Origin of the sequence: Moorena sp. SIO3I8 (genome assembly GCF_010692325.1) — a bacterium.
GTDB lineage: Bacteria > Cyanobacteriota > Cyanobacteriia > Cyanobacteriales > Coleofasciculaceae > Moorena.
This window is the reverse complement of sequence record NZ_JAAHHW010000021.1, coordinates 71,550-95,210: the sequence shown is the minus strand read 5'-3', so window position 1 is coordinate 95,210 and position 23,661 is coordinate 71,550. Positions and strand designations below refer to the sequence as shown.

Sequence of the window (23,661 nt, the reverse complement as noted above, 5' to 3'; positions counted from 1 at the left end):
TTTGGGTCAGGGTGCCAATCTTAACCAGCAAGCTGATCAGCAGGCGTTGGAAGAGTTGGCGGGTCAGGCGGGGGCACAAATTACCTGGCGGCAGGAACCCCAGGCATCGGAGTTGAATCAGCAGTTTTGACATTCCCATCACGCTCATCAAGCGATTATAGTGTTCGCGTAGCGGCTCCAAAGGAGCTGGGATTCTTAAGAGTAGAAAACCCTTAACGGCTGAGCAAAACAGCCTCTACACCCTCCGAATAAAAAAAATCATTGGGCTTACTTTTTTAAGGTTTTTGTTGATTTAAGTTTCCAGCAGAGGCTTTTCAGCTTGCACTTAAACCGACACTCAATAGAGCGTAATAATATATTTGTTGTAGCGGAAATATTTAGGATACGCAACAAATTCGATGTCCAATTCCCCTCCCGCGCTTGTCTAAGGGCTATAACGGGAGGGGAATTGGAGTTGAACTGAATGGTTTGAGATTTACTTCGGCAGGACTTGAACTTGGCTTCACCGCCATTAGCTTTCCCTTGCCTGTAGGCGTCTATCGCCTCATCGCAAGCTTCTTGAGCTTGATGCCCAGGTAACTCCCTAACCCAATCTGGTATTGCCAAACTGTTTCGGTAGGCTTTTTGGAGGTCATCTTTGAGATTAAACCCGTTTTTTAACTGCTCCAGTGCCCAGTTAAAAACTTGCCGGTAGGCTGCCAACCATTGTTTCCAAACCTTGTGCAGTTCAACAGTTGGATACAGCCTGATTTTCCTAACACTGTTTGGTGCTAGTTTGGTGGATTTTCGGGAGTTGCTGTGCCTTTTTGTCTGCTTGTAACGCTTCCCGGAATTTCTTTTGGTATTTTCCCAATCCGTAAAGCCTAGAACTGAAGCAATGGAGGATGGACAGCAGATCTTAGACCAATTCTTGCTCCTTGCTGAGCTTGCACTCACCCCAAACCATGAGTTGCCACTGATTTTTTTCACACAGCCATCTAACCAGTTCGATGGCAAATCTGAGCAATCGGTCTGGGTGGGCAACCACAAGGCATTGGAGATCGCCTCGGAGAAATCTGTCCAGAATGGCGAGGACTTGTCCCCTCCTAAAATTGAGTCCGGAGCCAATTTCTGATATGTGTTTTGCTTCTGGGAATCTTGAACGTAGTAGTTCAGCTTGTCTTTCAAAATCATCGCGCTGGGAATAAGTTGAGACCCGCGCATAGCAAACAGTGACAATTGGTCAGGGTTTTGCTGCTGCCTCCTCGATTTCTTCAAGGTTGTAGCGTCTTTGACCCTTTGGCTTCCTGATTGCTTTGAGCCTGGCTTCTGTTTCCCATCACCTAAGTGTTTTTGAGTTGACTCCTTGAATTGTGGCGGCTTTATTCGGCGTGACATCTCTCGTTAATAACCGCTTAATTTTACTATTACTAGTATAGTCAAAAATAAGTGGTATCAACGATTAATCAATGATTTGATTATTTAATGCTACCTCACATCAATAGTCAGAGCATTATTGGTTTATCTCGTTTATTATTTGTAACCGGTTTTACCAGTGTGATGGTCTCGTTGTGGTCAATACCTGACAGTTTTTTTTGGAAAAATCTTTGACAACCTCTCTAGGAGCAGGTTAAGGGGAGGGCGGTGGAGACGTTGGGGTTTTGAGGGGATAGCTTCCAGGGACAATGGTGGAACTTATGTGTGATTAGTTCCGTCAAGAGTAATGTAACTGATGAGCATTTACCACTGGGTTACTGCAGAGATTGGCTACAGTTAGGGGTTATAAAAAAACTTTAGCTATTTCCGGATATCTGATTTGAATCCAGAAAAAATTTATAGGATATGGAAAACCAGAAATCACTTCTGGATAATTTATCATGTACCCGGTATTGATTGTCCCTTGGGGCAAACCAGGGTTATTTATTCCAAAACCAAAACACAAGTAATTTAAGATGACACTACCTAACCAGAAGTTTATCAAGGCATTAATAAAGCTTAAAGAAACTTACAAAGAATATGCCGAAATTTTGCAATTATTGATTGATAAACTTGAACAAGGAAAAGAAGAACAAATCAAAGCAAAACTCAAAAACTTTGATAATAATAATGATTGGAAATAAGGCTATTCTACATTTAAATTTTGATTAAATTTAAATTTAATCAAAATTTAGTGAAAAACTAAATTAACTATAAAAGGACAGAAAAGGAAAGTTAGGGACACTTAGTTAGGTGCCCCTAACTTTCCTAGATTTTATAATTTAATTGAAGCTAGCTTAGCTATAGCAAACTTATACAAAGCAGAGAATAAAAGACTAAAAATGCCACAACTTCGTCAAGACAAATTCATTGATCACTTAAATAAACTTATTCAATAATTTCCATAATATGCAGAAATTTTATAATTACTAATTGAAAAAATTAAGCAAGAAAAAAAACAAAATGACAGGAATGCTTCGGCTAAAGTATGAGAATGAATACTGGTAAGCATTTCTGGAAAAATCTCACATTTTTTATAGAAGCGTTAACTCAAAAGTAGGCTGATAATCTTATAGGAATTATCTTGATTAGATAGTCCAAGCAAAGGGTTAGTTGTTTAGCTTTTTCAGGAGCAAAACTTAGACTAACTTTTTTGTTTTTAATAAAATCTAGTGCATCTACATAAAGCTGTAAATCCCTATTCACAGGAATCTTGGATTCCTGTATTGCTCTATCCATCATCTCCCAATCTCCTACGTCTAAACAGTCATATATCAACTGCAAATATTTTATGATTTCTTGAGAAAATACCTCAATATCCCCTGAGTAATCTGTATCTACATTGTTTGGATTCTGGTCATAATGCTTCCTTAAAGCTGCTTCAGCAGCTTCTTGGGATAACGCTTTTCGGTTAGCCTTGAGCCATTCCATAGCTTCAAGGCTAGCCTCCTCACCTTTTTTCAACTCACTTAGTGCTGTCTCTACTCCCTTAATGAACTCCCCCGGACGCTCCGAGTCTCCTGTATCCTTGGCTTGGATTGGTTCTATAGATTCTAATACTAAGGATTCTTTTAGATATAGTACATCTTCCTCTCTTAGACCTAAAGCTTGGATAATTGCGCTCGCATAACCCCGATCCACACGTTCTTGGTTGAAGAAGCGCTCAACTGTTTTCTTGCTGATCTGGGCTTTTTGTGCAAGGCCCTCATAACTTAGGGGCTTACCTTCGTCATCTCTTTGACTGGCTCTAGCTTGCTTAAGACGCATTATTCCTTCAGGACTGGCACTAACGCTATCACGGTTGCGCTTTTTATTCATAGATAACAAATCCGTGTGATTGTCGTTGTTGAGAAGGACAGAAAAGGACACTTATTGATCCAAAACTGCTGCTTGACTGACTTTTCTGGCTTAGTAGGTTGGGTGGAACATAGTGAAATCTAACGCTGGCAAGGGTTTGCTTGGGTTTCACTACCGCTCCACTGCTCTAGGTAAAATCAAGGGTTTTAGAAGTAAAGTCAGTCAATCAGTCCAAAACTATCACTCAAGAGGTTAGAAAAGGACACTTATCTATCTTTGCTTTACTGTTGCTGAACTATTTTAGCGCTCAGTTTGCTCTTGGTGCAAGGCGCTCATAAGTTAGGGGCTTACCTTCGTCATCTGTTTCACTGGCTCTAGCTTGGTTAAGACGCCTTATTCCTTCAGAACTGGCACTAAAGCTACGAGGCTTGCCCTTTTGACAGATAATCAATCCGTGTGATTGTCCTTGTTCAGAAGGACAGAAAAGGACACTTATTGATCCGAAACTGTCACTCAAGAAGTTAGAAAAAGACACTTATTATCTGTCCTTTATCTGTCCTTTACTGGGCTTGATACACCCATCTGCAAAATCTAGGATGGTGTTATAAGCAATCAAGCATCAGGACAAAACCATGACCAACTTACTAAAGCAATTTACTAGCACTTTTAAGGCACAGAATAATACGCAACAGAATCGAGACAAAACTACTGTAGTCACAACCCCAACAACTGATAAAAACGGTGAGTCCCCAGTAGTAAGGCAATTTTCCATCAGGGGAATTGCCTTCCTGGTGATATCTGTATCTATAATATTTATCCTAGGACCTCACATGATTGCAAAATCTATGTTCAAAGGGCAATATATTAACAAGTTAGAGATCAGCGTCGAGGGAATCACGATAACAACTGAAATAGACACAAGAGAAAGTAGTGCAGCAAATGACAATACCGAAGAAGAAGAAACTGAGGAAACCAGCCAGCTAAGTTCATCCCCTCGTTAAGTGGTTATGTATAAGAATTCTGGGGGCGATCTGGCCTTGGGCAGCCCCTTTCAGCGATCGCCAAAGGCGATCGCTCCCTCCCCAGCTCCGATACAATAACCAGGATACTTAGAATTATTAGCATTAATAATCGCATATCAACACCATAGGCTATTATATACAGGACTTACCCATTGCTCCCATTATTCCCTGTTCCCATGATCCCCTCAACTGTAGAGGGTGAGCTAATCCAGATTTTGACCTGGTATTTTACCTTGTCTGATTAGTGGTGAGTTAAAGCTTTCTGGGTAAACTACCTATACTTAATGGGTTAGCTAACCACAGACCGCTGACCGCTGACCTATAAATTACATCTGGTAACCAAACAAATTGGGATCAACATCTTTCAAATCCAAATCTCCTAACCCATACTCAGCCCAACGCCTATCTACCATCGCTGCTACATCCCCATCTGACTCCAACGTTGCACCCCATTCATGTTCGGTTTCCGGTGGAATCTTAGTAGTAGCATCAATACCCATCCGTCCCCCTAAGCCAATCTTTTCACTAGCAAAATCCAAACTATCAAAGGGAGTATTAGGCAAAATAAAGACATCCCGCACCGGGTCAACTTTAGAACTAATCGCCCACACCACTTGACGGGGGTCCCGAATATTAATAGTCTCATCCACCACAATCACAAACTTGGTGTAAGTAAATTGAGGCAACGCACTCCAAAACGCCAAAGCAGCCCGTCGCGCTTGTCCTGGATAGGCTTTCTTAATCGAAATAATGGCCGCTTTGTAACTCAGAGCTTCCATGGGCAAGAAGAAATCCACAATTTCTGAGACTTGTTGCCGCAGGATCGGGGTATAAATCCGATTGAGTGCGATCGCCATCATTGCTTCTTCTTTCGGTGGACGCCCACTAAAGGTAGTTAAATAAATCGGATCCTTGCGGTGAGTCATACAGTGGAAGCGAATCAAGGGGGAATCCTCCACTCCACCGTAATAGCCCATGTGGTCACCAAAGGGACCATCTGGCAACATTTCCCCTGGAGTAATCGTGCCTTCCAGGACAAACTCCGAATCCGCTGGTACTTCTAAATCTAAGGTTTTACATTTGGCTAGGTTAACCCCAGACCCACCATAGAGTCCAGCAAAGAGCCATTCCGACAGGTCAACCGGTATGGGAGTAGCAGCGGCCAGAATAATCAGGGGGTCAACACCGAGTGCGATCGCAATTTCTAATTTCTGTCCTCTCTCCACCGCCTTGCGCAAATGTCGTGCTCCACCCCTGACCGAGAGCCAATGCACAGTCATCGTAGTCTTAGACTGCAGTTGTAGCCGATAAACCCCCACATTAGGAATACCAGTCTCACAATCCTTGGTAATCACCAATCCTAAGGTAATAATCTTGCCAGCATCACCGGGATAAGGGCGAATCAGGGGTAATCTATTCAAATCCAAATCATTTTCCTGCACCACCACCTGGTGACAAGGAGGGAAAAAGTCTCGCCCTGGTTTAGCTTTCACCACATCAAACAAAATTTTGCCAAAATCCACCGCCTGGGAAATTTTCTTAGGTGGCTTTGGTTGTTGCAGCATCCCTAGCTTCTTGCCCAGAGTTTCCAAATCTTCTGGGCTTGACCGGTTCATCGCCCAGCAAACCCGTTCTTCTGTTCCCATTAAATTAATCGCAACCGGAAAGGATGACCCTTTTACATTCTCAAACAGCAACCCAGGTCCACCCGCTTGTAGCATCCGGTTTGATATCTCAGCAATTTCCAAATCTGGGTCAACTAAAGCCTTAATCCGCCGCAATTGTCCCTTCTGTTCTAGCTCTTGGATAAATCCCCTTAGGTCTCTGGCCATGATTACAATTTGTAAAGCTGAGTTACTCTTACTATACCAGTTCACAATTGGCTGAGGGAGTTTAGTCTTGGGTTAATTGGGAGTAGGGAGTAGGGAGTAGGGAGTAGGGAACAGGGAATAGGGAACAGGGAATAGGGAACAGGGGAAAAATTCTGTATACCTGATTACTCAACAGAAGCGCTATAATAGCAAATTTAACCCCGTCAACAAACCAAGTGATCGGAAAATATTTCCGTTATCAAGGATTCTGACTCCTGGCTTCTGGCTCGAAGCTCCTTCAATCTACCAGCACTTGAGTTCTAGGGAACTCGTGTTTTTCCACTACCCACTGCTGATCCTTGAGGGATCCGTGTAGGAATTGTGGGAATTTTTGTTCCGTACTCCCTACTCCCTACTCCCTACTCCCTACTCCCTACTCTCTTTGCTATTTCACATATACTGGGTTCATAGATCTGCTTTTGTATTCTGCCCAAAATTACTCACCCTCTCTACCAGAAACCATTCGTGAATGACTCTGCCGCGATCAACGAAATTAGCCTTTACCTCTACCAAGCCATCCTTGAGCTTCAGCAGCAGCAGTCCGAATTACTCAAGGAAAAATACCGAAAAATCGCTTGGGATAAGCCCCGTCATCAATCTGCTTTCCTGGCCAATTTGAAATCAGAACTCAGCCAAGAGCAAGATTGGCCCCGACGAATTATCAAAGTCAGGAAATTACTGCAAGTTCTGTTCATTCCTAGTTATTTCAACTCCCCCAGCTTTAGAGAACTGACCCAAAAACTTCGTCACTCTATCGGACCCAAGCCAGGGAATAATTCCCATAACTTAGCTGTCTCTACTAATAATAAAACCCCAACATGGGTTTCCCCTTTGCCAAAGCTAGAGACAGGAATTGCCATCTTACTCCTAGATGCCGAAAATTTACGGCTCAATACTGAAACCGAAAAGTTCCTAGCTCAAATTTCTTCCTACCCGGTTCAAATCAAGATTGCTTTTGCCAATTGGCGTGCTATGGGTAAGTATGACACTGAACTTCATACTCGTGGCTATGAGCTAATTCACGTCCCACCAGGAAAGGACAGCGCTGATTTCAAGATGGCTAGCGTTGGGTCTTCTATCTTTGTCCATTACCCAACCGCCAAGGAAGTCTTAGTCTGTTCCTCTGATGGGGTAATGACTCATCTTTGCACCACCCTACAAACCCATGGACTAACAGTCTATTTGGTGCGTAAGCAAAACGATAAGATCATTGTTTTAAATAACAAGACTCGTGAAACTCAAGCCCATTCTCTGGTTTCTGTACCAGAAATTCCCACCCTTGAGGAATTTATTAATCAACTCAAAGACATCCTCAAAGCTGAACAAAAACGCACTTCCAATGCTTGGATAAACCTGTCTAGACTATCTTATCTATTTGAGGCTAAGTATCAGCTTACCCTCAATCAAGTTGTGTCTCTGCGCTTGCCTGGAAAACTAACAACCGATATTTTTAGTGATTACCCTAAGGAGTTTGTGACTCATCACATACCTGGGACTTCAAATTTTTATATAACTCTATTTGACAAGCCAATTTCTTTCATTAAAAAGACCTCTTCTTTGAATACTATTCAGTTAAAACCTACTGTTAAGCCTTTATCTAAAATTGAATCTAAATCAGATTTGGAAGAGATACTAGTTAAACTCCTCAAGGATTTGAAGACAAACTATAAAGAACCTTATGTTCCGATCGCTCATATAGCTACTGAATTTAAAAAACAATACTCTCGACCCATTACTCAGTTGATGAGAGACTTAAATTTCAAAGGTACATTCCCCAAATTTTTGCAATCCTTGGGAGCGTTTAAACTAAAGAAAGTTGGTAAAGCTTATCAAGTTGCTTTAAGGTTAGACGGGTTGAATGCACTAGTTATTGAACAGTAGAATTCGCGGCAATTGTCAGGGAATCGGGAATCGGGAATCGGGAGTGGGGAATCGGGAGTCGGGAATCGGTAAAAAATCTGGCATTGCTGAATCTTTGGATCAATATGAATGAGTGGGGTGGGCATCCTGCCTGCCCCACAAGATCAGTATCTTCGGATCAATATGAATAAGTGGGGTGGGCATCCTGCCTGCGGTGAAAATATTGATAACGGGCAAGATGCCCGTTCCACAGCAAGATGCCCGTTCCACAGCAAGATGCCCGTTCCACAGCAAAATGCCCGTTCCACAGCAAGATGCCCCGTTTCCCCGATTCGTGACGGCATAAGGTGCAACAGACAGAGAATTCTCACCATCTCCCCATCTCCCCATTTCCCCATCTCCCCATCTCCCCATTTCCCCATTTCCCGACCCAAATCTCAAAAACCTACCATTGTCAGGAGTAATGGGTAAGTTCTAAGACATTGGAAATGTTACAAATTCGTAATTTTAGTGATAAATACTCACGGGATGAGATAATAATGTAAATAAATATTACATTTTGTTAGATAATGATTAGAGTATTTACAGACTTTGACGGTCCGATCATGAATGTGTCGGAGCGTTACTATCGGGTTTACCAGTTTTGTCTCAAAGAAATCCAACGCCCTAACCAGCCAATCCTGCCCATGTCCAAGGCGGAGTTTTGGCAGTGTAAGAGGGGGCGTGTTCCCGAGATAATTATTGGAATTCGTTCAGGTCTCGATCCCAGCCAAGCTGAAGCATTTGCTCAGCTGCGCCGTCAAACTGTACACACTCTGCCCTACTTGGTTCATGATCAACCGGTTCCCGGAGCTATAGATGCCCTGGAAAAATTACAAGAAGCAGGTGTAGATTTAGCCGTCATGACCATGCGTCGGGTGCGGGAGCTTGATGAAGCGTTCAGTCGCTTAGACCTGGATAAATTTTTTCCCCCTAACCGACGGTATTGCCTGAGCAACGACTATGTTAAGACCGGTGACACTAAGGATAAACCTTTGCTAATGGCAAAAGCCCTCAAAAAACTCCCAGCTCAGTCTGATGTCTGGATGATTGGCGATACAGAAGCGGATATAGTGGCTGCCAAAACCCACGGTATTAAAGCAATTGGAGTTTTATCTGGAATACGCGATCGCACCCAGCTCAATCTCTACGAACCAGATTTTATCGTCAATAATCTCACTGAAGCGGTAGATTTAGTTCTAGACACAGCACTGCTACAAGCCGTATGATTTGCGATTTTAGCTGATCCGGCTAGAGCGCGCCCTACGCCTGACCCTCGGTCAGGGTAGGATGAAATGAACTGTTAAAGTTCAAGTCATTTTTTATGTCAAAAAAGCTATGGCTATCCTGGTTAGATTGTCTCGAAATTTAGGTAATTATATCACTAACTAGCTGTGCAGACAAGGGAACTTCGGATTAGGGAACAAAAAGGGCGTTGCTTAATAATGGAATGATTTTAAGAGTAGGTGCGCGCCTCCAAGGGCGCGAGCAATCCCTCGCGCCCTTGGGTCGCACCTGTGGAATAGGCATCTTGCCTGTTCTTGATCTTTTGGGGCGGGCAGGATGCCCACTCTACTCCTATTCATTCAAAGACTGACGAAACGCCACAAAAAGGGTTTGAGCAACTTTAAGTTTCTTAACATAGTTAAAAAAATTGGCTCTCTAGCCTGTGGCTATGAAAAATTTTTATAAAATAATCGCGCTAAAGTCTTGGCTTACAAGGTTTGTGGTTATTTAAAAAAGCAATTTTCATAAAAATTGCTTTTTATGGCCATGATGCAGTCGCTCCCCATGAGCGACTGGCGTGGTTTCCACCAGGCAAACCCAAGCAAGGGTAGAGAAGTTTGGCAGATATCACATCAAGGGGAAAAGCACCCTAGCTAGACAAGGAACGTGCTTTTGGAGGCACGTCCTGATCCCCAATCCCCCATGCCTATTTTCAACGTAAGAAACAACTAATCAGCCATAGCAATACAAATGTCACCAATGTAGCCAGTTTTTCTGTTGTCAAGTCTAGGTTGGTGAATTGGCTTCCCAGAGAATTCCCCAGCAAACTACCCAATCCCACACCTAAAAACAGACCTGCCAGGGTTAGCAACACCGCACGACCAAATTGTTGTTCTTTCCGATTTAGGAAATAGATCGTGAATCCGAAGCCTATAGCCATCACCAACGGCAAAATCGAGTTTGCCGATGAGGTGTAAAGGACAGTAGCACTGCTTAAGATTAAGAACACTGCACTCGGCCAGATGATGTCTTCTCTTGTCGGAGTATCCCACAACCGTTTCAGCCACTCAGGAGAGTTATTAACTGGTGTTTGGGGAAAACTCGGTGGAGCTTGAGAAACCTTCTCTGGGAAACGAATGCGATCAGGAACTTTAATCTTTCCTTCCTGGCGCATCCTAAGTCGATCCATAATAATGGCATCGTAGGCCGCCTCTACGGTATCTAAAAGCTTTTGGTTACCACGATGCTTTTGCATCAGGCGACCTTTGGCATCCTGAATTTCATCAAAGGACGCTTCTTCCGTAACCCCAAGCTGATCATAGGGATTGTTATCACTCATTCAAGACCTCCGAGACATCCCTTGTTTTCACATCCCTTCTTTTCACTAGTATGACAGCAACTTTAAACTAGTTATGTATATGTTAAGGTTAGGCACGAGAAACTCTCAACCTTGCTCTGGCTAACCACTGGTCACAGAGTCGTTTTGGTTGAGGGTGGTGCCAATGCCCCTGGGTGCTAGTGTAGCTTGATCTTCAAGCAGCAGTCCCGAAGTGAAGTCAACACAATGCCGGTGCATCTGCTGTTTTGTGACCAAATCACCGGAGAATTCCTGAATGATGTTAGAACCGTTAGTAAATCCATATAGACCCATCAAGGCTATGGGTTTTTTGCTCTTTAGAACCAGAAAAAAAGACTTTTTCCCTTGGTTCGGGAAGTCCTACTGTGGGGGAATTTTGAAAATAACTGATCTGCCTATGCGATTTACCAACTATTGGCATTGCCTAATAATCTGAGGATAATTGTCTACAATGCCCAACAGCACCGTTGGTGTCAAAACACTCTGCGTCTTAAATTTGTGATCCCGTTTTCCGTGGAAAGTTATGACCGCCGCCAAGATTCTTGTCGTAGATGACGATCCGGCAATCCGAAATTTAATTCTACGCTTCTTAAGTCAAAAGAATTTTCAAATGCAGGCTGCTCAAGATGGCAAGACGGCTCTTGCCACATTTGAGCAATTTAATCCAGATTTAGTCATTCTAGATGTGAATTTGCCTGACGCCCTTGGCTACAACCTGTGTCAGCAAATGCAGACCCGCACTGATGTCTTTGTCCTCTTGCTCACCAGTCGGTCGGATGCTGCTGACAAAAATCAAGGATTTCAACAAGGTGCTGATGACTACATCACCAAGCCCTTTGATTTACAAGAGCTGGAAAATCGAGTTAGAGCAATTTTGAAACGGAAGCGGGCTGTTACTGCTACTGAAGCAGAACGCCTCGTCTTCGACCATTTAGTGATCGATCCAGGGCGCAGGGAGGTAACTATCAACGAAATACTTATCCCTCTAACTGCTCTGGAATTTGATCTACTCCATTTTCTGGCCTGTCATCCAGGTCGAGTCTTGCGCCGTTCTGAGTTAATCCAGGAAGTCTGGGAGTACGATTATGTGGGAGATCAGCGAGTAGTTGATGTCCATATCGGTCAAATTCGCCGTAAAATTGAGGTTAATTCCAGTGACCCTTCCTTAATTCAGACAGTTCGAGGTGTTGGCTACAAGTTTGAGGCACCTTCTAGTAAGAAGAATGAGAAAAATGGTAAATCCAGTAGCTAACTCATTGTTGACACTCCACGACTACTCAAACCCCTTGCTCGTGGAGCGTCAATGGTTGCCAAGGCAATCGACCAATGAGCTACTGGCTTACAGTTCAAGAGTCATCTAGTACAGCACGGCGGAAATAAATATACGATTCAAAAATAGCAAAACGCTTATGTAATAAGCATGCAAGAATTGTTAATACCATAATTTTTAATTCCCCGGAGCAGTACTAGTCATCATGCCTGCTTGGGTCTAGCCTCTTGCTGAAGTGGCTCGACTTCCCTGGGATTAGCTTTGTTGAGAAGACGTCGTAGCATGATTGTTTGATTCTGCTGTAGCAACTTCTGCTGTAGCAACTTCTTTGGTGGCAGTTTTCTCAGATTCACTTGGGGTAGGGGTGTTCAGCCCTTGCTCTATTTGTTGTGCCTCTAGCTTAAACTGATTTTCAAACTCCTTGGAAGCATCTTGAAAGCCTCTAATGGCTTTACCCAAACTACGACCAATTTCTGGCAACTTCTTAGGGCCAAATACTAATAGGGCAATGACCATAATCAACACCATTTCCGGTAAACCCATACCAAAAACGTTCATTATTATATAACCTCCTGGGATTTGTCAAGTGCTGGTTTGCTTTTACTGGTTTGCTGTTACTAGTTTGCTGTTCTTAGTATTCCACATTTGACCCAAATTGACCGCTGTTCCGTTGAACTCAGCCAGTTTAACTCAGCCAGTTTAACTCAGCCAGTTTAACTCAGCCAGTTTAACTAAGTTAGGTAGTCATCCCAGGGACTTCCTAGCCTATCCATTGCTGTCAACAGCATTAAAAAACCCGGACAAGCCGGGAGGGAGCTGAAATATTTGAAATGTTAATGATTAGCAGTTAAGCCATGGAGTAGACTACTGCCCTAGGCTTGTCCAATCAACATTGAAACCTTGAATGATGATTGATTTGTTGTAAATCTGCAAAATAATCAGCAAAAAGACGAAAAATAGCCCCATAAAGACTCCCATTACAGGGGTAGTGCCCCAACCTGGGGCAACTTTGCCATATTCCGAGTTAAGGGGTTTGAGAATATCTCCTAGCCGAGTTTTTTGTGCCATGGGTAAATTGAGATTTATGTTAATTGAGATTTATGTTATTGACATCTCCCCCGTGCGAGGGATTGCTCGCACGGGGGATTCTACAAGGTGCCGAAGTTGCAGCTTGAAACCGTGCCACTTCGCTTCAAGTCAGATAGGATCTACTTAGAAATTTAAACAGAATCCTACCGGTGCGGGAGTGTCAAAGCTCCCATACCTTCTTAAGATTATAGACACGTCGGGTCAAAACCCGTTCTCCATAGGAGACGCGGGGTGCGTTCACTTCGCGTTTGAACCCCTCCTTAGAAATAAGGGGCTATCACGACGAGCGGATGTTTTGATTTCAGCTTACACTAAGGAGGCACTAAACCAAAGACATTTATACTCGAGGTGCAACTATTAGCCTTATAGCTATCTAAACCTTGTGAAACATTATCCACTGTTTTATAATGAAATAAGTTAGTAACTTGTTTAACTTCGGAACACTGCCGCCCAACGAAGAACTAAAAGCGAAGACAGCTGGTCGTAAGTTAAGCGACGTAAAATAATGGACTGAGTGAAGTTACAGTGCGGTTTGAGAGTAGGCAGCAGAGCCTCCATTAATAAAATTAGCGCAATGCTTTTGGCATTGCTTTGTCGGCAACAACCATTAGTTAAAACTAATGCTATACCATCGTCCTATCTGCTTGTGAGTAGGTTTGTACAGGTTAAATGTTGCACAAGTCGCTTGAATTCAATCAATCCAGACTCGGAAATTGTTTGAGAGAGTTTGCGGCAGTGGCACATCCAATAGACATGATTAACTGCCAGGACTATCAAAGCGTGGTTTTTGCCTAAGTACCTGGTGAGGTAAAGGTCGTGAAAATTTTCCGGATTTTGGGCTACATACCCCGTGATGAGGCGCCAACTCACCTTTTCCCAAGAAAATTAACACACTGTTAACACAGTACCTGATATTTTTCAAGCCTGCCGTTCACAACAACTAATCTTTTTGAAGATTAGTAGTTGACAAACTTAGACAGTAGTTGACAAAAAATAAATTTTGTCAACTACTGTCTAAGTTTGTCTAGTAGTTATAGTTTTGGAAATGTATCTTAACAGTATTAATATTCTGTGGTATTCTTAAAAAAAAGCAATAAAATTAAAATTTGTTAACACAACATCAAAAAAAGCTACAATTGACTCTGAATCTACTTCTGACAATAGATCCCGTTTAGCTCGCCTTTGGCGTGATCGTCCAAGCACAGGTCGGGGTATCCCCTGCCATGCTCTCGATCTAGAGAGAACTAAATGTATAGGTTTGTCGAGATTTTAGAGAGCAGAATGTCAAAAAGAAAACAGACTCATATAACGATGCAGTAGCCTCAATGGGGTTTCCCCCACAAGCCACTGCATCAACAGACACACTTATATTTGATTTGAGCCATGGAACCCGCAATAGTCCTTAGCATTGTTATCCTTGTTTTTGTAATCGGTATCACTGGTATATCCATTTACACCGCTTTTGGACCCCCTTCAGCGGAATTAGTCGATCAGTTTGAAGAACATGAAGACTAATATAATAGTTTTCCATTAAAACCGGGAAAGTCACAAGTGATTAGGGTAGCACAACTCAACTATCAGTTAACCGCTACCCTTAGGCAAAAGACAAAGCAGTCCCTTAAGCATAGAAGGTAGATTAAAACTTGATCGTCAAACTGTTTTCGTGTTCATTGAGTTCGGAGCCTTGAGGAGCCGGAATTTGCACGGTAAATGTAGTCCATCTCTGAGAGCTTTCTACCTGAATGATGCCGTCGAGCTGCTTGACTAGCTGCTTCACCAAAGCCAGACCTAATCCTGTACCACCTCGCTTCCAAGGATCAGCATTAGGAATGCGATAGAACTTATCGAAGATGTGGGGTAATTCCGTATCAGCAATCTCGGCTTGATTGCTGATCTTAAATATTACCTTGGGTACGGTATCTGATGGGATCAGATCCCGATTGTTTTGGTAAAAAAACTCAAGAATAATCTGCCTGTTGCCTGGAGTATATTTACAAGCATTGTTGAACAGTTCTGTCACAATTCGCCCGAAGCTGGTCTTGTCAATCAAAACCGATGGCAAATTATCTGACAGAGTCAACTTCAGAATTTGCTGTTGTGCCTGGATACGGGAGCAAAAGGAATCAATGATTCGGCGTAACCAGATTTTCAAGTCTACTACTGTTCGCGAAACCTGATAAGAGGCGGTTTCTAAACGCTGCAAGTCGAGTAAATCGTTGATTAGTTCAATTTCTCTGTAACACTCAGATTCTAAAATCTCTGTATAGCGCTGTCGTCGTTGACTCTCTGGAGCAATTTTGAGCATCTGTATTGCCATTTTCATATTGGATAGAGGTGTGCGCAGTTCATGAGAAACGGTACTTAAGAAATCATCTTTGAGGATGTTTAGTCTCTGTAGTTCCTTGATTCTCTCTCGTAGTTGTTGGGTGCGCTCGAGTACTTGCCGTTCTAAGTCGGTGTTGAGGTTAGCCAGCCGCTGATAAAGCTGGCCTTGCTGAATTGCGATCGCAAGTTGCTCAGCCATCGACTGCACCAAAGTCACTGCGCCATCAGACCATTGGTAGTCACTATGAATATTGATCAGGCACAATTTTCCCCAGAGGCGGTTTTGAAACCTTAGTGGTACAAGTAACTGATGGCAACTGTCCTGAAGGTTTAAGTTGCAGCTATTGTTAATACGCACCACTTCCAGATTTTTGATCTTGCGACTAATCTCATTGTCCACATCGGGAGTTTCAGCACCCAAAGGGCTACTCAAGTTAGCTTGTTTACTGGATTGAGATACGGTTAACCAAACCTGCCGCTGTGGCAGATATTCTTGAATTTCTACTAGGTCAACGTCCAACAGCTGACTGATTTCTTGAGTGGCTGTGGTAAAAATCTGCTCTAAATCAAGAGAGCTACGAATCTTTTGAGTAAACTTATTGAGCGTTGCTTCCCGTTGAGCTTTGAGTTGGTTTTCCTGATAAATTTGAGCCTGCTGAATCGCAATTCCTACATGGTCTGCTACTGATTTCCACAAATTTCTTTCCCAAAGCTGCCACTGTCGTGGTCTACTACACTGATGGGCAACCAATAGTCCCCACAGAGGTGAGTCTTTAGGTTGGTTTTGGTCTAGTTGAGGGTGACAGATAATCGGAACTACCAAGTTAGCAACGACTTGAAGCTGAGCTAGGCAATTAACTTCATAGGAGGACAAGCCCCCAGAATCAGAATAGATATCTTCAATGGCTTGGATTGGACCATACCGGTACTGATTAGCATGGGTTTCCCAGAAGTGGGGATTATACATTTCCCTACCTGTAATCGGCTGCCAGGGTGATTCTACAGACTCTACTGTAAATCTACCTCTCCAATCCGACTCGAAGCGATAAACCGCTACCCGATCTGCTTGTAACAATCGACGAACTTCATTAACTGTGGTATTTAGAATTGTCTCCACATCTAAAGACTTACGAATGCGGGCTGCAAAGTTTTCCCGAAGGGAATCACCCATTGCCTGCCTCAGCTTATCTTGAGCCACCTGGTTAGACAGTGCGTTCGCGTAGCGTGGCCTATGGCCAATCGCGTAGCGTGACCTACGGTCAATCTCTGCCTGTTTGCCCTCTTTAGCATCAACGACAGTTGCTACAAAACCAATCTGTTTCCCTACCTGATCTTGCAGGACACTAATGGTAAAATCGCTAGCCAATCGGCTACCGTCTTGGCGTTGAATGAGCAACTCACCCTGCCAAACCTCTAAGTGGGACAATTGAGCAAAAATTTCTTTGATGGGAGCATCACTTCTAGGGGGAAACATGATCTCGGATAGCTGCGACCCAATAACATCTTGGGCTTGCCATTGATATAGCTTGCAGGCATAACTATTCCAATGGATAATTTTTCCATCCATATCTATGGCAATAATCCCACTCGGTAAGTTATCTAATAAACAAGCCTGAAAGTGAATTTGCTCTTGTGCCTTTTGGTATTTGGTTTCCTGAGCTAATAAAATTTCTTGAAGCTGCTCAAAGGCTGCCTCATCGACTGTAAGCTCACGTAGAATCTGGAACTGCTCTAATCTCATCATTGATGTCTCAAAATCGAACGATCAGCTCTCAATTCAACAGTTACCATCAGCAACTGTGGCAGAAGTGACTTGGGTTGTTGTATTTCTCACATCAGCCTGTTTTCTATTCTTCCCTGTACTCAGATGCCGAAAGTTGAATTGATTTGCCATAGCTAGTTGACTAAAAAATTTCCATAGATACAGCCATAGCATTCCCAAAACCATGACTCAGAGCGACAATTGTGTATAAAGATTGATCTAGCAAGCAGGTCAGAGCGATTACTTTACCAGACAGCTGGGTAGATTCTCAACCGATCACAACCGATGCTCATACTCCGCTGAGGTTAATTGTCAACCAAACCCCAACAAACTACGATGCCCTCTAATTTAGAACAACTTTCGGCTCAGCTGGAAAGCCCCAACATGCGCGATCGCTTGATGGCTCTGGCATCACTACGGGCTGTTCAAGCCAGTGATGCCGTGCCCCTAATTAAAAAGGTACTTGATGATCCCAATTTACCAGTTCGCTCTATGGCTATATTCGCCCTGGGAGTGAAGCCTACGGAAGAATGCTACCCAATTTTGGTCAAATTCATGGCAACTGACCCAGATTACGGAATTCGTGCTGCTGCTGCTGGGGCTTTGGGATATCTAGGTGACCCCAAAGCCTTTGAACCTCTAGTTAGGGCGTTCTACGAAGATACTGAATGGTTGGTACGTTTTAGTGCTGCTGTGTCCCTAGGTAATCTCCAAGATCCCCGTGCTCGTGATGTGCTGACCAAGGCCTTAGATAGTCAGGAAGTACTAGTCCAACAAGCTGCTATTGCTGCTTTAGGGGAAATTAAAGCTACAGAAGCTATAGACGATATTCTACGCTTTGCCCAGTCAGAGGATTGGATAGTGCGTCAACGTTTAGCAGAAGCCCTCGGTCAACTGGGTCAGGACAAAAGTATCTCGGCATTAAACTATTTGGCAAAAGACAGCCATCCTCAAGTATCTGAAGCCGCTCAAATGGCTCTATTGCGTTTGTCTGAAGCCTCAAGCTAGCGTAGCATCCTGGTAATTCGGCTAACCATAGCACGATAGAATCAATAGTGAACCACTTGATTGAAATTACCAACATCACTGATCCACCACGATCTACCACAAATTTTTACAATCTTAGCCAATGGATATTAAAGAGTTTTTTGAGCAGAGTGCTGGCAGATGGTTTTCTCAACGTACTAGTAATCATATTACTTCTCAACCCATTAAAAATGGTAAGTCCAACATCACTATGGAAATGCTATCTGGTGATGCCCCAGAGGTGATCAAACTCTGTAAACAATACCAAATAGAGCCTGGTATGGCTATATTTGGTGTAAAAGTGATTTGGGACGGTACAGTAGTAGGAGAACAGAAAAAGCAAACTGGTTCGACTGTTGTTGTACCTGTTCCCAACCCAGAAAATCCTGACATTGGCAAGCTATTGCGGACTAATGGTGATGTTGAAGGAACTTCCTTAAAATGTCGTTACAGTATCGGCCAGGATGATGTTTTAACAATGATTACAGAGGGGAAAACTCTATATGCTGAAGAACGTTTTTGGTTTGCTAGCCCTAACTTTCGGTTACGCACTAACGTTCTCCAGCAGGGGGGGCAATTAACCATGGCTTCTCTGGCCACAGAAATTCGTCTTGGTGTTACGTGAAAGTTAAGCATTGAGTCAGCTATCAGCGTGTCGCGTATCAGCGTGTCGCGTATCAGCTAATGCGCTACTTGAGGTGCTATCAGCTTTGGGCCTGTGGCCAGGCTACTTGAGATACTTTTGAATAAAATAAGCACCGATTGCGCTACGCGCACGCTGCGCGAACAGTAGCGTTAGCCTTGGCCGTTGGCCAGGCTACGCGAATGTCTCAGGGCTGACGGCTGACCGCTGACCGCTGACCGCTGACCGCTGACCGCTGACCGCTGACCGCTGACCGCTGACCGCTGAATGCTTACAGTCTCAATTATTAGTATTTATGTTATTGACTACAAAAGGCTTATCGATAGGTTTTGGTTCTTTACTGTAAGCACTTTCCAGGACTTTGTTCCTGACTAAATTTGCCTCATATTCAGAAAAATAGCCAATCAGGGTACCTCGCCACACTTTCCTGAGCATATATCTCTCTGATGGCACCTGTATATAACCGGTTGGGGCATAGTTATCTTTTATAAATGAATCCGACTTAATGACCTTAGAATTTTTAATATAATCATGCTTGGATTTAAATAGCTTACAATTGTAATTGTAAGCCCATTTGTTAGATATAACGACTCGTTTAAGATTTATTTTATTCAATAAATAACTTGTTGGTACAAAAACAGCAAATTTGCCATCGGGAATTTTGGCACAGGCTCGGGCAGAGTAGTTTTCAAAAATTATTTGTACAAATAAAGTCAGCTGTATTCCAAAAATTAGTCCGGCTATTAAACCAGAAAATAGGGGAAAACAAAAACTTTTTTCATGCATCCAATTTACCTAGATTTACTGTGAATAAAGAACTTTATATCGGAATTAATTATATAAATTAATAGCTAGATAATAATATATAATTTTTTTTTTGTGAATAAAGGACTTTATATTGGAATTAATTATATAAATTAATTGCTAGATATCTACCTAATATATGAAATTTTAATGAATATTACTTGATAGTTTGATGAAAGTTTATAAAAAATAATTGAATCACAATGGGGTATGCCATAGGGGGATCAGGGAGGATTTGGTATGATTAGATCCGTTCGCGTAGCGTGGCCTACGGCCAATCATCCCACGGGGATTAATCGTGGGATGGTTAACTTTGATCCAGGTTAACAGTGGCCTGGTAAGGACTCTCTACCTCTGAGCTACTTTCGACCTCCTGATCTTCCAAGGCACTCGAAGCTGAATCACTGACCTGCTTATCGACTACGGTAGCTGTGACTGTACCAGAGTCTTGGTGCTGGACAACTGCCTTCAGCTTAAGGTAGACATCTGAAGAGTCTGGTGGTGGATGAAATTGGTGAATTGGCTTTTTGTTAAGCTCATAACTTGACCAATCTACATTGTAGCTAGGACTAGCACGGGCTTTGCTCAGAGGCTTTGGGAAGCTTTCTCTGGGCTTGACTGATTTTTCAGGTATTTTGGATGATATGGTATTGGCTGGGGGGGAAGTTTCCTGTTGGCCTGTTGGTGGTGCTTGGAGTGTCTTTGACTCAAGCATCCCTTGCTCTGGTGTAATTTCATCGGAACTAGTACCTAGAGAGGTTTCAGCAACATTGTCTACCCACTGTAAACTTAGTTCTAAGCTCTCGGTTGTGGATCTACTATCGACCGGAGCGGTTAAATTTTGGGGAAATTTACGACAAACCATCCGCTCAAACTCATGATTAAAGCGATATATAGGCTGTCCTCGTCGTAACCAGACTGCCAAAATTTGCTCTACAGATATCGCTTTGTAACGCCCTTGATAAAGTGCCTCAATCACCGCTAGACGCACCCAATTGGCAGGATAGTTCTCAAGCCATAGATTGACTAATTCTTCTACAGTGTAACCCCTGAGCTCAAACCCATAGTGACTGAGCAAGGCAAGGGCATAGGCAATGGCTAAATCTGAGTCATTGGTCATGGGTAAAAGGGTTCAAGGTGGGAAGGTGGTACGATTCCAGGTGGAAAGGTCGCACATGTGGCAAATTATGGAGCCACAGCGGCTTCTGGCAACGTCGCTTGGTAATATAACCTATATCCTGCAACCTGCAACCTACAACCTGCAACCTGCAACCTGCAACCTGTAACCTGCAACCTGCAACCTGTAACCTGTAACCTGCAACCTGCAACCTGCAACCTGTAACCTACAACCTGCAACTAGTTTTGGTAGTGAGTTGGTTGGTCACTGAAATCAGGACTCAGGACTCATGACAACACTATACGGTGAGTTGAACTCAGTGACACGTCCTGTTTTCACCAAGGCCTGATAGATAAATGCGAACGCGCCCCGCGTGGCCTACGGCCAATCGCATCAGCTCGCTTTGCTTCCCGCTTGGGATGCAACAGGGTCGGGTTGGGGTGGTTAACGACAATTTTGGCGATGGTAGCGTACGCAACTGCTTCGGTAGCATAAGCAGGAATATCCTTCCAATCTTCGTAAATTTTGGAAATGTCAGAAGACTCTTTCACTGACTTGTCTACAGTTTTGGCTAAAGACAGCCCATTGACTAGAGAGGCAATCAAATCAACACGCCGCAAGGTCTGCTGAGGATGGAAGGTTTGGTCGGGGTATCCCGAGAGAAAGCCACCACGATAGGATTGGTTGATAGCTGGTAATGCCCAGAAATTCAGGGGGACATCAATAAATTGGGTAGCTGGACGGATCGGATTGGGGTCAAACACTTTCACCAGTAGGGCAGCGTACTCAGCCCGAGTTAGAGGGGCATCTGCTTGAAAGCTGCCATCGGCAAAGCCACTAATCAGGTTTAGACTACCGAGGCGGCGAATAAAATCTTCTGCCCAGTGTCCAGGTATATCGCTGAAGGAGGTAATGTAAGGGTTAGGGTTAACAATATAAGGAGATGCGATCGCGCCCCGCGTGGCCTACGGCCAATCGCATCTGCAGAGCCTGTTGCTACCAATGCCTGGTAAATCAATGCTACCACCTCACCACGGGTAATCGGCCTCATGGGATTGAGCTGATTGGGTTGGGGATAATTCACTACCATTCGTCTTTGAGTTGCTGTCGCTACCGCTTGGGTAGCATAGCTGGGAATCTGAACGCGATCGCGATAAAACCCGAGTTCCCTAGACTCACCACCTGTTAACCCCAAACCCTTGACTAGGGATACCAGACCTTGAACTCTGGTCAGATTTTGCTGGGGGCAAGTCGCTGATGGCAATCCCATAACCAGTCTTTTGACAAACATTGCCTCGCACTTCCCCTTTGGCATTACGCACCAGAAAGATGCCACTGGAAGCGTTAGCGTACAATACATTATCCAGAATCATGGGTTTGGCTGTGCCAGTAACAAATATCCCTTCACGACCACAGCGAGTAAAGGTATTATTGGCAATAATCGGTGAGGTAGATTCAATCCAGACCGCTGTCCCCAATTTGCCCGGATTAGTAACCGTTACTCCTCTTAATTGAGCCTTGGAATCTAAACGGATGGTAATATTTTGACGATTAAACGTCGGGCTGACATAGTTCCCACTGCCGGAAATCACAATATTCTTACCCTTGGTCGGTTCATTGCCAAGAACCATCACTCCCTTAGGAATAACGAGGGGAAAAACTTAGACCCTAGCAGCATTATAGGTACCAGCTGCTAAGTGAATGGTAGTTCCAGCAGTGGCAATAGAAAGTGCCTTAGTCAAGGTTTTAAACGGAACACTATCACCAGTATCGCTATCCTTACCAGTGACTGGGTTAACGTAAATAGTAGATTTAACCATATTAGTCAGTAAATGGCAATTAACACATAATACTTAACACGTAAGATTTAACACGTAAGATTTAACACTTAAGATTTAATACTTAAGATTTAATACCTAATACTTAACAGCTAATACTTAACACGTAATACTTAAAAATATGATAGAAGTAGAGCATCTAAGCAAAATCTATGGCACCACCCCAGCGATAGAGAATGTTACTTTCAGGGTTGAACCAGGAGAAATCCTAGGGTTCCTTGGACCGAATGGTGCAGGGAAAACCACTACCATGCGAATTTTGGCAGGCTATTTACCAGCAACCCATGGTACTGCCCGAATTGCTAATTATGATGTTCATGAAAATTCTATGGCAGTACGACGCCGAATTGGTTATTTACCGGAATTTCCGCCACTGTATCCGGACATGACCGTTGAAGGATTTTTGCACTTTGTTGCCCGTATTAAAGGTGTTGCTGCAGGCGATCGCACTACTAAGGTCAAAACTGCCATGGAGCGCTGTAACATAACGAGCAAGGCCAAGCTACTGATCCGCAAGCTTTCTAAGGGCTTCCGTCAACGGGTGGGTATCGCTCAGGCGATTGTACATGACCCACCGGCCATTATTTTAGATGAACCTACAGTGGGTCTTGATCCTCGGCAAATTATTGATGTCCGTAACTTAATTAAGAGCCTTGCTGGTGACCATACTATTATCCTATCTACCCACATTCTACCAGAAGTGAGTATGACCTGTAGCCGGGTAGCCATTATCAATGAAGGCAAAATTGTAGCAACAGATAGTCCAGACAAGTTACTGGCGGAGTTAACCGGGGGATCAGGTTATGAGTTAGAAATAGATGGTGATGCACAGGAGTTACAGAAATTATTACAAGTTATACCAGGAGTTTGCCTGGTGGAACTGGTTAATGATCAAAATTTACCTGGCGGACGCTCTTTATTCCACATCGTATCAGCACCGGGAGCAGAACCCGCACGGGATATTGCAGCTGTGACCGTGGGAGCTGGTGTAGGGATATACGAAATGCGACGGACTCGCGCTACCCTGGAAGATGTCTTTTTGAAACTGACTACCACCGAAAAACCACTGCCTGAACCCGATCCTGATTTAGAGGAGTCTGATTTACAGGAGTCTCAGGAATCTGATGAAGGATTAACGATGAAGGATTAACGATGAAGG

General features: G+C 43.5%; 25 protein-coding genes and 1 pseudogene. 10 read left to right on the top strand and 16 right to left on the bottom strand.

From position 1 onward, the window contains the following. Position 1: 1 nt before the first annotated feature. Positions 2–130 carry a hypothetical protein gene (locus tag F6K51_RS11020; protein WP_293020270.1) on the top strand — a complete coding sequence of 43 codons (129 nt, stop codon included), beginning with the start codon at positions 2–4 and terminating at the stop codon, positions 128–130. A gap of 137 nt (positions 131–267) precedes the next feature. On the opposite strand, the gene F6K51_RS11015 is transcribed toward F6K51_RS11020, so the two are convergent. Together F6K51_RS11015 and F6K51_RS11010 are read right to left on the bottom strand one after the other, a co-directional pair. Further along, positions 268–936: a helix-turn-helix domain-containing protein gene (locus F6K51_RS11015; RefSeq protein ID WP_293020301.1), complete on the bottom strand. Its 669-nt coding sequence runs from the start codon at positions 934–936 to the stop codon at positions 268–270. Then, positions 899–1,219: a recombinase family protein gene (locus tag F6K51_RS11010; RefSeq protein ID WP_293020299.1), complete on the bottom strand. Its 321-nt coding sequence runs from the start codon at positions 1,217–1,219 to the stop codon at positions 899–901. Before F6K51_RS11010 ends, F6K51_RS11015 begins: the two co-directional genes overlap by 38 nt. 712 nt (positions 1,220–1,931) lie before the next feature. Between F6K51_RS11010 and F6K51_RS11005 the strand changes: the two genes are divergently transcribed. After that, positions 1,932–2,099 (top strand): hypothetical protein, encoded by a 168-nt coding sequence (locus F6K51_RS11005; RefSeq protein WP_293020269.1) that lies wholly within the window; start codon positions 1,932–1,934, stop codon positions 2,097–2,099. 406 nt (positions 2,100–2,505) lie between these two features. On the opposite strand, the gene F6K51_RS11000 is transcribed toward F6K51_RS11005, so the two are convergent. Together F6K51_RS11000 and F6K51_RS10995 are read right to left on the bottom strand one after the other, a co-directional pair. Beyond that, positions 2,506–3,273, bottom strand: coding sequence for a hypothetical protein (locus F6K51_RS11000; RefSeq protein WP_293020267.1), 768 nt, complete (start codon positions 3,271–3,273; stop codon positions 2,506–2,508). A 286-nt stretch (positions 3,274–3,559) separates the two neighbouring features. Beyond that, positions 3,560–3,787 (bottom strand): hypothetical protein, encoded by a 228-nt coding sequence (locus F6K51_RS10995; RefSeq protein ID WP_293020266.1) that lies wholly within the window; start codon positions 3,785–3,787, stop codon positions 3,560–3,562. Between the two features lie 97 nt (positions 3,788–3,884). Between F6K51_RS10995 and F6K51_RS10990 the strand changes: the two genes are divergently transcribed. Further along, complete coding sequence (locus F6K51_RS10990; RefSeq protein ID WP_293020265.1) at positions 3,885–4,253, top strand: hypothetical protein; 369 nt, start codon at positions 3,885–3,887, stop codon at positions 4,251–4,253. A 347-nt stretch (positions 4,254–4,600) separates the two neighbouring features. Here F6K51_RS10990 and F6K51_RS10985 read toward each other — a convergent pair whose 3' ends face one another. After that, positions 4,601–6,106 carry a UbiD family decarboxylase gene (locus F6K51_RS10985; protein WP_293020264.1) on the bottom strand — a complete coding sequence of 502 codons (1,506 nt, stop codon included), beginning with the start codon at positions 6,104–6,106 and terminating at the stop codon, positions 4,601–4,603. A gap of 504 nt (positions 6,107–6,610) precedes the next feature. Here F6K51_RS10985 and F6K51_RS10980 point away from each other — a divergent pair. Then, positions 6,611–8,026, top strand: a complete 1,416-nt coding sequence (locus F6K51_RS10980; RefSeq protein ID WP_293020262.1) for an NYN domain-containing protein — start codon at positions 6,611–6,613, stop codon at positions 8,024–8,026. A 99-nt stretch (positions 8,027–8,125) separates the two neighbouring features. Here the strand turns inward: F6K51_RS10980 and F6K51_RS10975 are convergent, their stop codons facing one another. Next, positions 8,126–8,419: a hypothetical protein gene (locus tag F6K51_RS10975; protein ID WP_293020260.1), complete on the bottom strand. Its 294-nt coding sequence runs from the start codon at positions 8,417–8,419 to the stop codon at positions 8,126–8,128. A 155-nt stretch (positions 8,420–8,574) separates the two neighbouring features. Between F6K51_RS10975 and F6K51_RS10970 the strand changes: the two genes are divergently transcribed. Then, a complete protein-coding gene (locus F6K51_RS10970; protein ID WP_293020258.1) occupies positions 8,575–9,273 on the top strand; it encodes an HAD family hydrolase in 699 nt (232 codons plus the stop codon). A 710-nt stretch (positions 9,274–9,983) separates the two neighbouring features. On the opposite strand, the gene F6K51_RS10965 is transcribed toward F6K51_RS10970, so the two are convergent. Both F6K51_RS10965 and F6K51_RS10960 read right to left on the bottom strand, forming a co-directional pair. Continuing rightward, positions 9,984–10,610 (bottom strand): CPP1-like family protein, encoded by a 627-nt coding sequence (locus F6K51_RS10965; RefSeq protein ID WP_293020256.1) that lies wholly within the window; start codon positions 10,608–10,610, stop codon positions 9,984–9,986. A 120-nt stretch (positions 10,611–10,730) separates the two neighbouring features. Beyond that, the gene (locus F6K51_RS10960) at positions 10,731–10,925 is read right to left on the bottom strand and encodes a hypothetical protein (protein ID WP_293020254.1); all 195 of its coding nucleotides are present in this window, start codon (positions 10,923–10,925) and stop codon (positions 10,731–10,733) included. Positions 10,926–11,151: 226 nt separating this feature from the next. Between F6K51_RS10960 and F6K51_RS10955 the strand changes: the two genes are divergently transcribed. Continuing rightward, on the top strand, positions 11,152–11,880 hold the full coding sequence (locus tag F6K51_RS10955; protein ID WP_075899162.1) for a response regulator transcription factor: 729 nt from the start codon (positions 11,152–11,154) through the stop codon (positions 11,878–11,880). A gap of 273 nt (positions 11,881–12,153) precedes the next feature. On the opposite strand, the gene F6K51_RS10950 is transcribed toward F6K51_RS10955, so the two are convergent. Both F6K51_RS10950 and psbH read right to left on the bottom strand, forming a co-directional pair. Beyond that, the gene (locus F6K51_RS10950; RefSeq protein WP_075899160.1) at positions 12,154–12,456 is read right to left on the bottom strand and encodes a TatA/E family twin arginine-targeting protein translocase; all 303 of its coding nucleotides are present in this window, start codon (positions 12,454–12,456) and stop codon (positions 12,154–12,156) included. 306 nt (positions 12,457–12,762) lie between these two features. Beyond that, a complete protein-coding gene (gene psbH / locus F6K51_RS10945) occupies positions 12,763–12,966 on the bottom strand; it encodes a photosystem II reaction center protein PsbH (protein ID WP_293020251.1) in 204 nt (67 codons plus the stop codon). 1,404 nt (positions 12,967–14,370) lie between these two features. Here psbH and psbN point away from each other — a divergent pair. Further along, on the top strand, positions 14,371–14,502 hold the full coding sequence (gene psbN / locus F6K51_RS10940) for a photosystem II reaction center protein PsbN (RefSeq protein WP_008180512.1): 132 nt from the start codon (positions 14,371–14,373) through the stop codon (positions 14,500–14,502). Positions 14,503–14,623: 121 nt separating this feature from the next. On the opposite strand, the gene F6K51_RS10935 is transcribed toward psbN, so the two are convergent. Next, positions 14,624–17,056 carry a GAF domain-containing protein gene (locus F6K51_RS10935; RefSeq protein ID WP_293020248.1) on the bottom strand — a complete coding sequence of 811 codons (2,433 nt, stop codon included), beginning with the start codon at positions 17,054–17,056 and terminating at the stop codon, positions 14,624–14,626. Between the two features lie 354 nt (positions 17,057–17,410). On the opposite strand from F6K51_RS10935, the gene F6K51_RS10930 reads away from it, so the two are divergent. Together F6K51_RS10930 and F6K51_RS10925 are read left to right on the top strand one after the other, a co-directional pair. Then, a complete protein-coding gene (locus F6K51_RS10930) occupies positions 17,411–18,082 on the top strand; it encodes a HEAT repeat domain-containing protein (RefSeq protein WP_293020247.1) in 672 nt (223 codons plus the stop codon). A gap of 121 nt (positions 18,083–18,203) precedes the next feature. Next, positions 18,204–18,725 carry a phycobiliprotein lyase gene (locus F6K51_RS10925; protein WP_293020246.1) on the top strand — a complete coding sequence of 174 codons (522 nt, stop codon included), beginning with the start codon at positions 18,204–18,206 and terminating at the stop codon, positions 18,723–18,725. A gap of 297 nt (positions 18,726–19,022) precedes the next feature. Here the strand turns inward: F6K51_RS10925 and F6K51_RS10920 are convergent, their stop codons facing one another. The 5 genes and pseudogenes from F6K51_RS10920 to F6K51_RS10900 form a co-directional block, all read right to left on the bottom strand. After that, a complete protein-coding gene (locus F6K51_RS10920) occupies positions 19,023–19,529 on the bottom strand; it encodes a hypothetical protein (RefSeq protein WP_293020244.1) in 507 nt (168 codons plus the stop codon). A 325-nt stretch (positions 19,530–19,854) separates the two neighbouring features. Continuing rightward, positions 19,855–20,667, bottom strand: a complete 813-nt coding sequence (locus F6K51_RS10915; RefSeq protein WP_293020242.1) for a hypothetical protein — start codon at positions 20,665–20,667, stop codon at positions 19,855–19,857. A 332-nt stretch (positions 20,668–20,999) separates the two neighbouring features. Further along, positions 21,000–21,434 (bottom strand): S-layer homology domain-containing protein, encoded by a 435-nt coding sequence (locus F6K51_RS10910; RefSeq protein WP_293020240.1) that lies wholly within the window; start codon positions 21,432–21,434, stop codon positions 21,000–21,002. A 77-nt stretch (positions 21,435–21,511) separates the two neighbouring features. Continuing rightward, on the bottom strand, positions 21,512–21,859 hold the full coding sequence (locus F6K51_RS10905) for a hypothetical protein (RefSeq protein ID WP_293020238.1): 348 nt from the start codon (positions 21,857–21,859) through the stop codon (positions 21,512–21,514). Next, a pseudogene (locus F6K51_RS10900) lies at positions 21,840–22,484 on the bottom strand (DUF1565 domain-containing protein). The gene F6K51_RS10905 and the pseudogene F6K51_RS10900 overlap by 20 nt, the downstream one beginning before the upstream one ends. A gap of 139 nt (positions 22,485–22,623) precedes the next feature. Here F6K51_RS10900 and F6K51_RS10895 point away from each other — a divergent pair. Continuing rightward, positions 22,624–23,652, top strand: a complete 1,029-nt coding sequence (locus tag F6K51_RS10895) for an ABC transporter ATP-binding protein (protein ID WP_293020236.1) — start codon at positions 22,624–22,626, stop codon at positions 23,650–23,652. Positions 23,653–23,661 lie beyond the last annotated feature (9 nt).

Bases quoted from the DNA above. Each gene is read 5' to 3' on its own strand.
- F6K51_RS10985 (WP_293020264.1), bottom strand. From the start codon at position 6,106: ATGGCCAGAGACCTAAGGGGATTTATCCAAGAGCTAGAACAGAAGGGA.
- F6K51_RS10935 (WP_293020248.1), bottom strand. From the start codon at position 17,056: ATGATGAGATTAGAGCAGTTCCAGATTCTACGTGAGCTTACAGTCGAT.
- F6K51_RS11005 (WP_293020269.1), top strand. From the start codon at position 1,932: ATGACACTACCTAACCAGAAGTTTATCAAGGCATTAATAAAGCTTAAA.
- F6K51_RS10965 (WP_293020256.1), bottom strand. From the start codon at position 10,610: ATGAGTGATAACAATCCCTATGATCAGCTTGGGGTTACGGAAGAAGCG.
- F6K51_RS11000 (WP_293020267.1), bottom strand. From the start codon at position 3,273: ATGAATAAAAAGCGCAACCGTGATAGCGTTAGTGCCAGTCCTGAAGGA.
- F6K51_RS10990 (WP_293020265.1), top strand. From the start codon at position 3,885: ATGACCAACTTACTAAAGCAATTTACTAGCACTTTTAAGGCACAGAAT.
- F6K51_RS10895 (WP_293020236.1), top strand. From the start codon at position 22,624: ATGATAGAAGTAGAGCATCTAAGCAAAATCTATGGCACCACCCCAGCG.
- psbN (WP_008180512.1), top strand. From the start codon at position 14,371: ATGGAACCCGCAATAGTCCTTAGCATTGTTATCCTTGTTTTTGTAATC.
- psbH (WP_293020251.1), bottom strand. From the start codon at position 12,966: ATGGCACAAAAAACTCGGCTAGGAGATATTCTCAAACCCCTTAACTCG.
- F6K51_RS10925 (WP_293020246.1), top strand. From the start codon at position 18,204: ATGGATATTAAAGAGTTTTTTGAGCAGAGTGCTGGCAGATGGTTTTCT.
- F6K51_RS10920 (WP_293020244.1), bottom strand. From the start codon at position 19,529: ATGCATGAAAAAAGTTTTTGTTTTCCCCTATTTTCTGGTTTAATAGCC.
- F6K51_RS10970 (WP_293020258.1), top strand. From the start codon at position 8,575: ATGATTAGAGTATTTACAGACTTTGACGGTCCGATCATGAATGTGTCG.
- F6K51_RS10955 (WP_075899162.1), top strand. From the start codon at position 11,152: ATGACCGCCGCCAAGATTCTTGTCGTAGATGACGATCCGGCAATCCGA.
- F6K51_RS10950 (WP_075899160.1), bottom strand. From the start codon at position 12,456: ATGAACGTTTTTGGTATGGGTTTACCGGAAATGGTGTTGATTATGGTC.
- F6K51_RS10915 (WP_293020242.1), bottom strand. From the start codon at position 20,667: ATGACCAATGACTCAGATTTAGCCATTGCCTATGCCCTTGCCTTGCTC.
- F6K51_RS10975 (WP_293020260.1), bottom strand. From the start codon at position 8,419: ATGGGGAGATGGGGAGATGGGGAAATGGGGAGATGGGGAGATGGTGAG.
- F6K51_RS10930 (WP_293020247.1), top strand. From the start codon at position 17,411: ATGCCCTCTAATTTAGAACAACTTTCGGCTCAGCTGGAAAGCCCCAAC.